The following is a 15,515-nucleotide window of genomic DNA, read 5'->3' on the forward strand; positions in this document are numbered from 1 at the left end:
TTCCAGAGAGGCTACCGTGAGCATTTTCGAGAAGGCCACACGGGAGAAGTTCCGCTATCCGTCGGCCAAGGGACTGCTGACCACGGAACAGCTGTGGGAGCTTCCGCTTACCGCCAGGTCCGGCTTCAGCCTCGATGATGTGGCCAAGGCGGTCAACGCCGAGCTCAAGGCCGTCGACACCGAGTCGTTCGTGGCCACCGAGGCCAATCCGGCCAAGGCAACCTTGGAAACCAAGCTGGAGGTCGTCAAGCACGTCATCGCCGTTCGCCTCACGGAGGACCAGGCGGCGAAGGCGGCGGCGGCCAAGAAGCTGGAGAAGGAGAAGTTGCTGGCGGTCCTGGGCCGCAAGCAGGACGCGGTCCTGGAAAACCTGACCGAGGCAGAGCTACTGGCCCGAATCAACAACCTGTAGCCCGCCGCTATTCAGCGTCTGCCAGCGGGCCGCACATCGCCGAGAAGTACGGTCGCCATGCAAGACCTGTGCGGCCAGGCCGGCACTCACGGCCACTTCTCGGCGAACTCACAAGCGGTTCACCGCAGCGACCTCCCGGTCCCACGTCGCACCGGCCACGCGCGGCCCATCTGAGTCCCGGCGCCGCCACACGAGGTAGGCGACGTGATCAGCTTCGGTGGCCTCCCGCCACGACCGCTTCCCCCGCGCCGACCACAGAAACGACAGGATCCCTGCCAGATCCCGCGCATACCTGCTTGCGTCGTCACCGCCGCCGCCCGCATGGAGGATCAAGGAAGAACCCATTCAGCGCCACGTCGTAATTCAGCGACGGCGACACCAGAAATGGTGTACCTGGCTCCGGCGCCGGATCGCAGAACCTCACCGGGGACGCCGAAGGGCGGCTCGCGACCATCACCGCGGGCGCCAGCCTGCTGCAGTCGGTCTCTACGACGCCGGCGGAGCTCCTCTGAGACGCATGGTCACCGCCACGTCCTGACCGAAGACGAACCCGGAGTGTTCACCCTTACCCGAAAAGGACCTAAACCTCCGAACCGCCCTCTCAGATGACCGCGTTGCCGCCGAGCGCGTCGATGACCGAGGTGATGAGGGAGGCGCCGTCGCGGCCGTCCGGGTCGGCCACCTCAGCCGAGTGGGGGATCACCGCGTCGGGGGCGTTGGGATCGGGACCGCTCCACAGGGGGAGCAACTTGCCCCGGCCCCCGGACAGCAGCAGGTCAGCGAAGGCCTCGTGTGCGCTGACGCCCTGGTGCAGGCGCACCCAGTCGCCGGCAGGCGCTCCGACCGGGGACGCCTGCGCTCCGCCGCCGACCGGCTGCGGTCCCACTCCGAGGTGCATGGCCATGAGCGCCTTGCGGTGGGCGCGAATGGCGACGGATGCGCCGCGATCGATGGTCCAGTCGGTCATCACGACGTCGTTGGAGCCGTCGAACGTCAGGCCCCGCCGGCTGAACGATGACGCCCCGGTCAGGCACCAGACGTCGTCCACGATCACGGTCGTCGACCGGATCACCAAGGGGCGTCCGGGCACGCCCATGGGGTGGGCGATCACCACGCGGGGCCGTCGGGCGTTGAGGCCGTCCACGGTTTCGCCGGCCAGTGCCAGGGCCTGCGCCGCCAGCCGTCGCCGTGCGTAGTGGTACATCGCGAACGGCTCGTAGCCGGGAACGAACGGCGTCTCGCGAGGGACCAGGATCACCACCCGCAGTCGGGGTTCGATCGTCAGCCGATTGGCCAGTTCCGCCACCAGGTCGACCGCGGCGGCGGAGTCTGCGGGTGCGCCGTCGTTGTGTGCGGTGCCGCCGAACAGCGGCGTCTCGATATAGACCAGCTCCCGCGCGTGGCGCAGGGCCCGGCGCAGCGCCCACTGGGTGTCCCGACGGCCGAACTTGGCACTGCGGATCTCCCGTCCGATCTGCCGGTGCAACTCGGGGTCGTTCGGTGTGCTCACCCAGTTGCCCAGTTCGTTCGTGACCCAGTCCACCGCATCCTGGGTGTTCGCCGCTGGCACCAGAGCCAGCTCGGGTGTCTCCACGTAGGCGGGAATCGTCTGCAGCACCGCCGCCGAGACCGACGTGGGTGCCGCGGGCGCCGCGGGCGGAGCAGACAGCGCATTGGCCTGCAGCAGCACCCAGTTCGGCGGCAGTCCGGCGTTCGGCCCGCCGGCCAGCACGCCTCCGGCGTCGGCGGTCGGCACCACCGGCCGGGCGCGGTGGGCCGCGGCGACCCACAGGTCGAAGCCGAGCTGACTGGTCGCGGCGATACCAGGGGAGTGCACCTCGTGCCGGCCAGCGCCAGCGGGGTTGCCGAGCCGGTAGGACGAGGCGTCCGACTCGCTGGTCAGCCACCCGCCGGTTAGTACCGCGCGGTACAGATCGGGCGTGCCCGGCGGCATCTGCACCGCCCACAATGACTCGTTGCGCGACATCGTCGGCAGTCGGGGAGCCTCGCGCGGGTTGCTGTCGCTGGACACCGCGCGCACGGTCTGCCGTACCCAGGCGACGGGGTCGCCGAGAATCGCGGTGAGCGGGAACGGCCCGCGGGGCGGTGCGCCGATCAGCGGATTGGTCGCCCGTCCCCGCCAGAACAGGGCGCCGAGGACGTTCGCCGGTGCCGCGGGCGGCGGCGGGACGTCGGCTCCCACCTTCCAGTCCAGGTGTGCCACGAACACCACCTGCGGTACCGCGTTCGGCGCGGCCACCCAGCTCACCACCGCGTCCATCCGCAGGTCCGCCGCGTCGGCGGGGCGGGCGGGCGTCGCGCCCAGTCCGAACGGATCGGTCAGGCGCAGCGTGTCGCCGCCAGCGACGATGACGCCAGGCCCGTCGGCGCGTCGCAGCAACGGCTGCTCGTCCGGGCTGACGCTCATCAGTACCTGAATCGGGTACAGCCGCACGTGCACCCCCACCGGCAGCACGGGCAGGGTGACGAGTACGTCGTTGGTGCCGGCGATCCAGTTGGCCGTTCCACCGGTGCGCAGCGCGGCGAGCTGGCCCAGCACCGTGGCTACGGTGCCCGGGACCGGGGTCGCCGCCGGCTGCACCGGCCACGCGCCGGCGGGTCCCGGTGCGACCGGAAGCGGCCAGTCCGCCGCGTCGTAGGCGACCGACGTGGCGAAGATCGGACCGGTGGTGAACGACCCGGCCGGGTTGCCGCCTTGCAGTCCGAGGAACACCTGATTCATGAAGCCCAGGACGGAGCGCCCCTCGGCCAGTAGCGTCACCGGGCTGCCCTCCCGGATCAGCGGCGCCGCCTCGGCCGCAGTGACACTGTCCGCGCCGGGGACCCCGGCCCGAGCCGTCTGGCCGCGGTTGCCCAGCAGGTGGAACCCGGGATCGCTGGCGATCAGTCGCAGGGTGTCACGGGTGGGTGCTTGGGCACCGGCTGCCGGCCACCCGAGGCCGGCGACGCCCATCCGGCCGACGGTGTGCCAACCGAAGTGGGTCAGTCCCGGCGTTCCGGTCGCGGGCAGCGCGTCATCCGGGTTGCCGTCGGAGGCGATCACCTGCCCCTGCGGAACCGCCACCAGAGACCCGTCGGAGATGGCAGTCGTCTTGGTGCGGCTTCCGGCGGCCCCCAGGTACACCCCGAGTCCGCCCGTTCCGCCCGGATCCTGCCAGGGCTGCCCATGCAGGTCGACGGCGTGGACGAAACGTCCTGTACCGGCGGCGGTGGCGAAGGCGGCCAGGGTGCCCGCAGGTCCGCCCTGCGGCATTGGCGCACCGGCGGCGGGCGTGGCGGTGAGCACCGCGGCCATCGCCGCGGCGAAAGCGAACGGGTCCACGGTCAGACCGTGTTCGTCGTACATGGTGACCACGCCGGCCGGCAGCACCTGCTCACCGGCGGTTACGGTCCAGGGCACGTCCACCGTCACCGCCGGGTTGCGGATGAGGATGGTCGCGGGCACCGGCCGCACCGACCGATCGACCGGCCCGCCAGGGGCTTGTAGTGCCGCCACGATCAGTCGCTCCAGTCGCAACCGTGCGAGCGGATGGACGCGTAGGATCTCGCAGGCGGTGCCGCCGGCCACCGCGGGGGTGCCGTCGAGCGCAGACAGGCCCAGCTCGCCGCCGTCCGGGATCGGGACGAGCATCCCGGGCAGTGGCGACCACCAGGTGGCGGCCGTGGTGAAGCTCAGCGTGTTCACCGCGACGGTAGGCGCGGCAGTGGTCCACGCCTGCGCGATGAGCGGTGCCGTCTGGCCGAGTGCGGCCACCCCATCGGCGTTCAGCCGCTGCCGGATATCGTTCTGGCCCGCGACGGTGAAGGTGGTCATCGGAGTCGTCATGTCGTCACCCTCGTCTCGGATGCTGATTGCCCGGCGCGGTTGGCGACCGCGAGACGGACGCGCATCGGCTGGGTGGCACGGAACCAGCCGACGATCGTGCCCGTGCCGGCGATCCTGGCGACGACGTGCTGCGCGTTGATGACGGCCGGTGTCGGCAGGTCCCCGACCACCGTGATGGTCGGCAATGCCGAGATCGCGAAGGTGAACGTCGCCTGGACGGTGATCCCGATGGCGCGCCGGTAGGTGACGGTGCCGTTCCACTCGTGGGCCGGATCGGGCGGCAGCGGCACGTTCGTGGTAACGGCGAACCAGACGGCCCGGTCCAGCAGCGCGGTGTGCCGCACGACTGACACGTCGGTGAGCTCGGGGGCCGGATCGGGGACGAACTCCGGGATGTCCAAGAGGGCATGGCGGGAACGACCCAAGGGATCCGTCACGTCGACGGCGACCGACACCGGTTCGCCGCCTGTCCGGTCGAGTTTGAGATACAGCTGCCCGCCGACATAGCCCTCGGACGCGGTGCCGGCGATGAAGCCGGCCAGTGTGCCGAACGTGGGGATCGCGGGCAGCGCACGTAGCCGGCTGACCGGCGCTGCGGACGCGGTCCGGTACACCCAGGCGAGCGCGTGATCCCCGACCTGCTTCGGTGCGGCGGGCGCGTCGGTGACGACCCGCACCACCGCGGCCGTGAGACTCGCACTGTCGGTGACCTCCGACAGAGTGAGTGCTGGCGCCTCCGGTGGCGGGCACAGGAGGGCGAACGGGTTGGACGGCACCGACGCCAGACCCATCCCGGCGTGGTCGGGGTCGTCAGCGGTGACGACCACCGCGCGGTACTGCAGGCGGTCCCAGCCGACCGGCGCGGCCGGATCGGCGAGGACAGTGGTGTCACCAGCCGGGTTGGGCGCGCTGTCGGGCAGCCGGGCCATCGTCCCCACCGACCGGGCCAGGACCGGGTTGGTGGCCCGGTACAGGCGGATGGTGGTGATCGGGGCGGCTCCGGCCACGGTCACGCTGAGCTCAGGGATGCCCGATGCGGACAGCCGCGCCCGGATCTGCGGCTGCGGAGGCTGCACGGGGTGCGGAATGGCGTAGGCGAGGAAGCCCTGCCGTCCGATCGCGTCCGGTACCGGCCAGTCGGAGATGACATTCGTCTCGGTGACGCCGACGACCACGTAGCAGTGGATGAGGCTGCTGCCCCGCGGCAGCAGGGCGTCAAAGCGCATCTTCCCGTTCACCACGGGAGGGTGCACCGCCGCGTCGCCGAGCTTGCGGTAGGCGGCCCTGAGTTTCGCGAGGTTCGACGGCACGGCGTAGAGATCGAACAGCGTCTGCATCCGCTCGCCGAAGCCCTGGGTGAGCACCAGACCCGGCCGGCCGCACGCCGACAGCAGTGCCGCCTCGGTGGCTTCGAACACCCGATACCCCCAGGCGCCGGTCGGCGACCACTCCACCGGTGAGTACGAGGCACCCCCGGCATCCGGAAGCGACGCCCACCGCGGGTACACGACGGGCGGCGGCACATGTGGCGGCGGGGGAATGGGATTGGGCGCCAGCACCGACTCCTTCGCGTGGCCCCACACCGGTGACCAATCCCCGGGACGGACGGTCTCCTCGCCCTTGACGTAGACGGTGATGAGCTTTTCCCGGGCGCCCGTGTACGTCACCGGCACGGCGGCGAACGTGACGCGGTAGCGGCGGTCGTCGCCGTCGGCGGTGTCCCAGGGGTCGGCCGCGGTCACCGGCGCGTCGTCCTTGTGCAACGGGGCGACGGTGACCCCCGCCGGTACCCCGATCGGCATCCCGTCGGCGTCGAAGTCGATGATCGCTGTCGCCGCCGGAGCGACCGGGGCGCCCGGGGGATCCGGAATCTGCTGCGGTGGCGCGGGGGCGGCGGTGACGTCGACGGTAAGCCAGAGCCGGCTGCAGGTGCGTTCGCTGGCATCCCAGACGATCTCCGCGACCACCCCCGCCGTGCAGGGATCGGTGTTGCCCGGTCCAGGTCGCGGTGTGGCACGGACGACCGTCACCGCCGGGACCTGGATGTCGGCGGGGCCGGCCGTCAACCAGCTGGCAGTCCACGTCGACCACTGGCCGAACAGGTCGCCTGCGGCGACGGCGTACTGATAGGACAGCTGGGGTGCGGTGATCGGCAGGACCAGACCGTTGTCGCGGAGCATGACGGTGTTGTCGGTGAGCGCCGGGTCGGGGGTGTCCTGCGGGCGCCGCACCGGTCTGGCCGTGCCCAGCGGCACCCAGCCGCCGGCCGTCGTCCGGGCCCGCATTCGGTAGCTGCCCTGGCCAGGGCCGTGGAAGCGGGCGACGGCGTACCCGCTCACCCGGGTGGTATCGGGTAGCGCGGGCAGCCGCGGCGTCTCGACCTTGACGGCTGCCGTGTAGGGGTGATCGACCGGAAAGGCGCCTTCCAGGTAATTGATCGCCGGCGTGGCGGGAGCCGGCGCACCGGGGGCGGGCCGCGCGAGGGGCGACAACACGATCGCCGCGAGCTCGCGATCGACGTCCTTGCGTACGAACACCGGAGGCGGCGGCGGAATGTCGAACTCGTCGGCCCACGGGAAAGGCCAGTCGATCGGCACCGCGACCTCCATCATTCCGCGCCACGGCGCGGTGACCATGAAGTCGTCCACACCCCCGCGGCCCACCCGCGATTCGCTCTGCTGGCCGATCGGCGCGCCGGTCCCGAATCCCAGGGCCAGACTGGCCCAGGCGTCGGACGACACACCGGTCGCCACCGCCTGCAGCGGCCGCGTGATCATCTCCGACTTGTAGTTGGGTTCGCCGTTGTTCAGGTCGATCGTCGGCAGCGACCGCTGGATCAGCTGAGACAGCGGACGGGGTGGCGCTTCGGCGAGCCGCTGTTTGTCGACATCGGGAGGGCCGTTGCCGGCGAGCACCCCCACCAGGTCGTCGACGAGCGTGTCGCCGTACTCCTTCACGAGGCGCGCCGGATCGGGCGCTTCCCATGGCGGCAGACCGGACAGCGCCGGCCACCCGAGCACCGGGCCCCAGTACCGCAGTCGTTGCTCGGCGGCGGTGACCGGGTCGGTGAGTGCGGACAACGGTCCCTGCGGATCGGCGGCGTAGTAGCTGCGCCCGAGTTGCTCGGGGTTCAGCGGTAGCCCCACCCGCTCGATCGGCTCCCAGCCGTCGCCGTTGCTGGCAGTCACCACGGACAGTCCGCGGATCGCCTGCATCGCCCCCGGCGGACTCACCCTGACGCCGAGCATCGGCGCTGCCTGCAACACCACCCTGCCGGATCCCGTCGTCACCACCTCAATGTCGACCGGGTCGTCGTCGCGCCGGGACAGCCCGTGCACGGTGGCCGGGCTGGACAGGTCGACCTCGATGAGGAGCATCTCGGTGAGCCCGTCCCACCACCAGGTGTCAGCGCCGATCCGGCGCAGGTTGGGAATCGGTGTCGCCCGTTCACGCTTGGCCGCCGGGCGCCGCCACACGGTGAATGGCTCCAGCGGGATGCCCACCGACGTCGAGAGCACCCAGCGCAGTGACACGTACCGGCCGCGTTCCTTCGCCGCCCTCAGGCAGTCGTCACCGAATGGCTCCGGCCGCACGAAGTCGGACCGGTCGAGGTTGGTGTCGCGCTGCGAGATGGCGCCGCGCAGCTCGTCGAGCAGGATGGCATCGAGGTAGAGCTCCCCGGGCAGCGGCATACGATCGGCCATCACACCAACTCCCAGCTCGGGCCGTCGAAATTCAGCGACAACAAGGCGTGATCGGTGGTGGTGTTGCTTTCACCGAGGATGGCCGCCGAGAACCGGCGCAGTGACAGCGAGATGGGCTTGCCGCGTCCGTCCTCCACCAGCACGAGAATCGTGGACATCCCCGGCTGGCCCACCACGGCGATGGCTGCCGCGCCGGCGGCCCCGGGGGTGGCGACGATGTCGAGGTAGGGCTTGGGCGCCATCCTGATGACCTCGCGGTAGAGCCGGTCGTTGCCGGGTGGGCTGTAGTTCTCCGGTTGGGCGCGGGTGCGCAGCAACGGCTCCGGCGTGCGGATGACGAGCACCCGGGGCTGCTGCACCCCGCCGATGGCGGTCCACAGCACCTCCACCTCCGGTCCTTCGACGTTCACGACCGGCCGGAGCCCGGCGGCCCGCAGGGCGGAATCCAGCGCGGCCGGGTTCAGCGCACCGGGAGCCGCGAGCGCGACGAGTCCGGCGATGGCCACAGCGTCGGCCGGGCTCTCGGTGACCCGACTGCTGACGACGTCGGCGCACATCTGCGCCTCGTCGGCGTACCGCGAGGTGCTGAAGTTCCGCCGGAACAACGGGCGGGCCAGGGTGCCGGGGACCGGCGGTGGAGCGTCCTTCACCTCGATGTCGAGGATGTAGTCGGTCCGCGGCTGCAGCAGCAGGTTCACGTCGAGGATCTGGTGGCGTACCTTGCTGCCGGAGCTGTCGACGCAGGGCTTGTCGGCCAACAGATCGGTCATCATCCCCTCCCACGGCGTGAGCACCGCCGTGCCCTGCAGAGGCCTGACGTTGGCCTGCGGGCCCTTGGTGACCAGGTCGGCGACGGTCAGCGGGTACGTGGGCGTGCCGGTCGAGTTCTTGAACGACGCCGCGCGCACCTGGACCTTGAGCTCTCGGCCGTAGGCTTCGAACATGGTGAGCAGGTAGTCCACCGAGAAGGCGATCTTGATCGAGGCCGCGTGGAAGCGGAAACGGTCGCCCTCGTCCGGGTCGCTGGTGAGGATCCAGGGGTCCAACCTGACCGGCATCGGCACGGCAGGGCCGTCGGCGGGTGCGATCTCCCGCGGTTTGAGCGGTTCACCATCGGTACGGAACCGGAACTTCTGCGCGGTCCCGGCAGTCCAGGTCTGCGGGGCCTTCGGGGTGCCGTCGGCGTCGGTGAGCGCGTACTCCCAGGCGACGGTGACGGCGTACTCGCTGTTCGGTCGCAGCAGCGCGGGCGGATCGGGCATCTCCTCGAGGGCCCCGTTGACGACGGTGACGGTGTCCTGCTTGACCTTCGTCGCCATTTCCTCGCGGCGCACCTCGGCGGCGGTGAGGGTGTCGACGATGCCCACCAGGTAGCTCGGCCGGGTCAGGCCGCCGACCAGCAGCCCGGCGACCTCGCGCAACCCCAACTGCAGGTAGCTGGTGCCCTGCGGCACCGCGGTGTCGACCAACAGCACGATGCCGCGCTCGGTCCGCACCATCGACTCGAACAGCGTCCACACCTCGTCGACCCGGCAGTGCCAAGGGCCCTCGGGGTCGATCCAGTCCCGGGGCAGGTCGTTGCGTGAGCTGACCTGGATGCTCGGTCCGGTGCCATCCAGCACCACCTCGTCGAGGACTGTGCCGTCCGCGGCGAAGAACCGCAGCACCAGGGCGCCCACCCCCAGCGCCACCCGCGGCACCCACAGCAGCATCCGGGTGGCGACGATCTCCCGGGTGCGTAGCGCCACCACGTCGTCGAGCGCCGGGCGCCCCTGCGCCAGAGCCTGCGTGAGCAGATCGGTGAGCAGGTCGCCCAGCGGATGCTGACCAGTCAGCACCTTGGGGTCCGCGCTGCGCAGGAACGGCGCCTCCAAGGCCCGGGCGGAGCAGCCACGGGCCACCGCCCGCGACGAGGTTGCGGTGGCCGTGGTGGTGCGGCCCTGCACCAGCCCCAGCCCCAGCGAGCCCAACTGTTCGGCGCGGCTGGCCCGCGGCACCGCATTGGCGATGGGGCCGGCACCGACCACCGTCAGCGGCAACCGCTCACCGGTGTCCGCGACCCCGGCCCGGCCTGGCGCCTCGCGCTGCGGCGTCTGCCCGCAGCCCTCCCCACATGCCACCAGCGAGCCGATGACCCGGGCCGGCGCGACATCGACCAGGGAGTCGGCGAGCAGCGAACCGCTGCGCCAGACCTCCGCGACATCCAGGCGCAGGTTGGGCGTCGAGTCCCTGGTGCTGCCCGGCGGATCGGGCCAGGCGATGCCGGTGAGCAGCCAGCCGATCGACGAGGGCCCGAGTGGGGCGTCGTGGAACGTCCACAGCACCCGCGTCGCGGGGGCGACCGGATCGCAGATGCTCGCCCAGTGCTGCTCCAGGAGGTGCTCGGCGTGCCTGCTGCGCTCGACGGCACTGGGGTGCGCGTCTGGCACCCGGGTGAGCAGGGCGAACTCGCGCTTGCTCTCCGCTCCCGGATTCGGCACGTTCGGCCACCAAACGGTCGGGGTGGCGCCTTCGGTGAGATCGGGGCCGGCCACCGTGATGGAGGTGATCCGGTAGGTGTAGTACGGCTCTCCCCGGCGCACCGCCGGCGCACTCGGTCCGGGAAGAGCGGCGATCGCCTCCGGGTGCGGCCCGCCGGGCATCGGGAAGGTGGTCGTGGCACCGGCGACGCGGGGAGTGCAGTCGAAGTGGATGACGATGATCGAGTCGATCGGCACGGCCTCGGCAGAGGGGATCGCGGCGCTGTCGGCATGGGCGTCGGCGAGCTTGCCGTCGATCGGACGATCGCTGTTGACTCCCTGCAGCAGGGCGGCAGCCCGCGATTGCAGGCTCACTCCGGTCACCAGCGGCGGCGGTGCCGGCGGGCTTCCGGGGGAGGCGCCCAGGGTGACGTGCACCGAACCGGAGATGGTGAAGAAGAACAAGTCGATCTCGCCGCGCACTTCGCCGTCGATGAGCACCATGTTCTTGGTGGGCTGGACCGTCTTGGTCGGATCACCCGGGTACTCCGGGTCCGGTATCGGCGGTCCGTCGGGAACCTGCCCGGCCTGGATGGTCAGCTGTGCGGACGCCTCGATGCCGATGACCCACAGATGCAGTTCGCCCCAGAGCCGCAGCTTGCCCGCGAAGAAGATGGGAGCGAAGCCGATGCCCATGTCGAACGACGAACCGACCGAGATGTACAAGCCGCTGCTGCGATTGCCCCAGATGTAGGAGACGGAGACACCGGTAGCGATACTGAAGCCACCCAGCGCAGGAAGCGGGAACGGGGTGTTCGCCGACGCGTCGTAACCGCCGGGCCCGAGGTCGGGGATGCCGCGTCCGCGGATCATGAAATATCCGCGCGCCTTGAAGATCTCGAAGAAGGTGACAGTTCCCGGGTTCCACCAGGTGCCGACGTCGATCGCGAAGTGCGGCAGGTCGTTGAACGGGAAGATCGCGCGCACCGGCAGGTGGATGGCCAGCAGCGGCCTGATCTCGTAGTCGAAGGTGAGTCCGATGGTGATCCGTCCGCGGCCGAGGTCGATGTCGATGACGGCCAGGATCGTCGCCGTGGGGTTGCCCTTGCGGGGCGGGCGGACCCAGATGAGCTTCGCCTTCATCACCAGCAGGATGCGCGGGCCGGGCATCTCGAAGATCAGCATGCCCTTGACGTTCAGGGTGAATCCGGCATCCATTGTGCCCAGCAGCGCACCCAGCCCGATCGCCCAGTGATCGATGTCCGGCACCCACCCGGTGATGTCCATGGGGTTGCCGTTGACCCGGGTGAGCCAGTCCAGGGCGGGCACCGGATCGTTGTCGTTCTCGTTGCGCTTGTGGTGCAACGCGAACAGGCCGCCGAAGCCGTAGATGCCCAGTCCCGAGCTGCCCAGCGCGATCGGCACCGGGAAGTCGACCTCCAGCGTGAGCAGGATGGCTGTCGCCTCCTTGGCTCCCGGCGGCACCGGCGCCGAGGGGACGTGCCGCACGGACAGGCCCGCGGCCACCCGGATACCCAGGCCGGGCAGCGAAACGTCGAGCTGCCCGGCGAACCCGTCGTCGAAGATCGCGAGGTAACCGCTGCCCTCGATCGCACCGTCGACGTCGATGTGCACCCCGAGCGCGGAGATGGTCGGCGCCGAACTGCCGTCCAGCGGGATGCGTACCGTGGTCTTATCGACGGTCACGACGCCGAGGTCGGCCTTCAGCTCCAGGTCGAGCTCGATGTTGACGGGATTCGACCGGGCGATCCGGGTTCCCGCCACCTGGATGATGTCGCCGAGCGGATCCGGGACCCGGATCCCACCGGAACTGGGCACATTGATCGTGTAGCCCTTGGACGAGTCGAAGACAGGCAGCAGATCGCGCAGGCCCGGCTGCTTGGACAGGGCGAAGCCGACGGCCTTGTACCGCACCGTGATCGGGTTCTTCGGGTCGGTGTCGATGATCGGGGGCAGCGCGACGATGATCGCCACCTCAACGTCCATCAGCAGCGCCGCCGACGTGCCGGTGGGGTCATCATCGACCTTGAGTTCCCCGCCGTACAGGGTGATCCGCGGGACATGAACCACACCGAGCGCGGCGGCCGCCAGCGGCAGTCCGGCGCCCAGCGCCAGCCCGATGACCGCGCCCTCGGTGGTACCCGCGTTGGCCGAGGCGTCAACCAGTGGCGCGAGCGCGATCATCAGCCCGAAGAAGTCCCGCAGGAAGTTGTCTGGTGGCGGTGTCGGGGCAGTGGGTGGCGGCGTCTGAAGGAAGCCGTCCTTGTCGTTCTCGAAGAGACTGAGTAGCAGCTGCCATCTGCCGACGGTGTCGTCCAGGGTCAGCTGGAACCGCATGGCGAGCAGGCCGTCATCGGGGTCGGCCTGCTTGCCGACCGGCAGCAAGGGGCTCGCGGATCCCGGGACCTGGCCGGGGTTCTGCGTCTTCACCTTGGTGAGGTAGGACTCCAGGACGGTCTGGACGTCGATCTTGAGTTCAGCCTCCGCGGCGATCAGCCGGTTGTGGTCGATCTGCACCCGAATGTGCAGTTCCTTGAAGCGGGCGTCGTCGGAGCCGACCGCCTTTCGCTCGACCACCGGCGGTACGACCGGCACGGGTGTGCTGGGTCGCGGTGGCCGGGCGATCCGTACCCCCACGGTCTTCGTGCTGGCCGCGGTCCCCGGGACCGTCAGCTCCGCTTGCACCCGGCGGTACTCACTGCGCTGCGGCTGGCCGTACCCAGGTCCGGTCTCGCCGGCGGCGACGGTGTTGACGGTGTTCGTCACCCCGAAGCCGGCGGAGCGCAGCAGCGCCTTGATCACCCAGAGTCGTCGCCAGGACAGTTCGACGTTGTACTGGGCGTTCGGCGAGCCCTCCCGCGATGCCGAACCGGTGAGGGTGATGGTCGCGGCGGGGTTTTGCTTGGCCGCGTCGACGAAGGCGATGAAGGCTGGGCTGTTGACCAGGTAGTTGTCCTCACCCTCCCAGCCGCCGTACGGGTCGGGGGCGTCCTTGGACCTGATGGTGCGGATGTTGCTCGGGTCCGAGGCGAAGGCCGACCAGCGGAGGTCGTACTCGTTGGCGTCCGGATTGTTCTTGTCGCGCAACGGCTGGTCGTACTGGAACTGTGCGTCGAAGGACTGCGTGGTGGCGCCGGTAGCCCCGTGGTTCCAGGTCGCGGTGACGTCGACCTGCGCGCCATGGGCCAGCGGGACCACCGCTCGCCCGTCGACGAGGGTGACGACCCCGCCTGGGGAGAGCGCGACGGTGGGCGGCGGCGCCGTGCCCTCGGGGGTGACGACGATGGTGACCTGCCCGGCCCCGGGATTGTCCTCGATGGTGATGCTGTGACCTGCCGGGACCGGCCCGAGCGGGGTGATGGTCGCGGCCTGCGGGGCTCCCGGCACGGATCCCTGTGGAGCGGTGAGCGATCCTGCCGTCAGGGTCAGCGGGAAGCTCGCGCGCCGTTGTTGCGTGGTGTGCACGTCGGTGATGACGACCTCGACGGTCTTGGCGGTGGCGCCCGGGGGGATCGTTACGGTGACCGCCGCAGTGGTCTGCACCTGTCCGTCGACGTTGATGTTGTACGGCGGCTGACCGCCGGTGACGTCAACGACCCACGTGGTCTTCGCCGGTACCGGGGTGGGATCGACAACGAGGGCGGGCGCGGGGCCGGGGCCGGGTGACTCGTGGATATCGATGCGGCGGATCAGCATCCCGAACTCGTCGTAGATCGTCACCGTGCCGGCCTGCGGGCTGTCGGGTTTGACGATGTCGAGGCCGAAGATGCCGGACACCCCGCCCTCCGGCCCGATGCCGATCAGCAGTTCCCGGGCGGAGACGTCGAAGGCCAGGCCGGTGGCCCCGCCGGGTTGCAGGAAGACCCGCACGTCGGGCAGGTAGATCCCGCGGAAGTCTTCTCCGACACCGAATTTGGCGATCAACTCGGGTGGCGTGGACGTTCCCGACAGGTCGAGCACCACGCTGGCGAATCCGAATCCGAACCAGTCGGCCGGTCCGAGCAGGGCGTATGGCGGATTCATCCGCAGCAGTTCGCCGTATCCGGCTCCAGCCGGATCGTCGATGTCGTGGGCGGCCCACGAGTCCAGACCGATGGTGAACTGCGGATCGGTGGCCGGACCACCCGCGGTCTGCGCGAAGGAAAGCTTGATCTTGGGCAGGGTCACTGTCACTTCGGGCGTGACGGGGTCCGGCGCAAGCCGACCGTCCGGCAGCAGCCGCGCGCCGGTGAGGAACGGCAGGTGGAGAGTGGCGGCGTCGAGCAGCAGATCCAGGTGAAACACCGTGCCGGGGGCATCGGCGGCGGGTACCCCGGGAGCCGGCTGCCCCTGCCCCAGGCCAGTCAGCAGATTCTGGACCCCGGCATTGCCCAGGCCGCCGGCCAGCACCGCATCAGCCGCCGGGGAGGACTGGCGGGGCACGCTGAGCCGGAAGGTGATGGCGATGTCGGCGAAGTCCCAGTAGGCCCCGGGACTACGGACCGTGTCGTGGTCCACCGCGAGGGCGCCCTGCCACGTGATCGACGCCGGCGGCGTGTAGACCGGCGGATTGGTCGCGACGTCGGCACTGAACCGAGCGATACCGCTGATCACCACGCCGTTGTCGTCAAAGGCCGTCTCGACCTCGGTGACGAACAGCACCGTGAGCAGCTCATGGAAGGGTTCCCCGATGGCTGCGCCACCAAGAACGTAGGGGCTGACGATATCGATCAGCGAAAACGTCGCCATTTGTCGCTCCCGGATTGGGGTGTCGACGTCGATTGACCGGTGACGCGCGATCATTTCGACAGCTCGCTGGCGCGATCGTAACACCCGCCATTGCCGCAATAGTCTGTCAAGTTTGACTCACCTCAGGCTGGCATGAACGCGAAGAAACTCGCTGCGCCCTTCAGGATCTGGGTCGTCCGCCGCAGCTCACCACCTCTGTTCGAGAGCGGCGATGCGTCCGGCGTCGGTCTCGGCCTTCTTCACCCAACCGCGTACGGATGAACCCCGAGCTGGCCGGCGATCCGCCGGATCGCTCCGACCGCGGACGCCGGGTTCCGGCGGGCCTCGACCGCCAACCGAGTCGC

Annotated in this window: 4 protein-coding genes; 1 reads left to right on the plus strand and 3 read right to left on the minus strand. The window is 70.1% G+C overall.

The features are described from left to right. Positions 1 to 16 precede the first annotated feature (16 nt). Positions 17 to 412: a hypothetical protein gene (locus ABZ809_RS19860; protein WP_357564020.1), complete on the plus strand. Its 396-nt coding sequence runs from the start codon at positions 17 to 19 to the stop codon at positions 410 to 412. A gap of 601 nt (positions 413 to 1,013) precedes the next feature. On the opposite strand, the gene ABZ809_RS19865 is transcribed toward ABZ809_RS19860, so the two are convergent. From ABZ809_RS19865 to ABZ809_RS19875, 3 genes are read right to left on the minus strand one after another with little or no spacing between them, the layout of a single operon-like run. Continuing rightward, positions 1,014 to 4,259, minus strand: a complete 3,246-nt coding sequence (locus tag ABZ809_RS19865; RefSeq protein WP_357564021.1) for a hypothetical protein — start codon at positions 4,257 to 4,259, stop codon at positions 1,014 to 1,016. Next, positions 4,256 to 7,963: a hypothetical protein gene (locus ABZ809_RS19870; RefSeq protein WP_357564022.1), complete on the minus strand. Its 3,708-nt coding sequence runs from the start codon at positions 7,961 to 7,963 to the stop codon at positions 4,256 to 4,258. Before ABZ809_RS19870 ends, ABZ809_RS19865 begins: the two co-directional genes overlap by 4 nt. After that, a complete protein-coding gene (locus ABZ809_RS19875) occupies positions 7,963 to 15,171 on the minus strand; it encodes a hypothetical protein (protein ID WP_357564023.1) in 7,209 nt (2,402 codons plus the stop codon). Before ABZ809_RS19875 ends, ABZ809_RS19870 begins: the two co-directional genes overlap by 1 nt. Positions 15,172 to 15,515: the final 344 nt, after the last annotated feature.

The organism is Micromonospora sp. NPDC047074 (assembly GCF_040643815.1).
Lineage (GTDB): Bacteria > Actinomycetota > Actinomycetes > Mycobacteriales > Micromonosporaceae > Micromonospora.

Excerpts from the sequence above, each read along its gene's own strand:
- ABZ809_RS19865 (WP_357564021.1), bottom strand. The coding sequence starts at position 4,259 with ATGACGACTCCGATGACCACCTTCACCGTCGCGGGCCAGAACGATATC.
- ABZ809_RS19870 (WP_357564022.1), bottom strand. The coding sequence starts at position 7,963 with ATGGCCGATCGTATGCCGCTGCCCGGGGAGCTCTACCTCGATGCCATC.
- ABZ809_RS19875 (WP_357564023.1), bottom strand. The coding sequence starts at position 15,171 with ATGGCGACGTTTTCGCTGATCGATATCGTCAGCCCCTACGTTCTTGGT.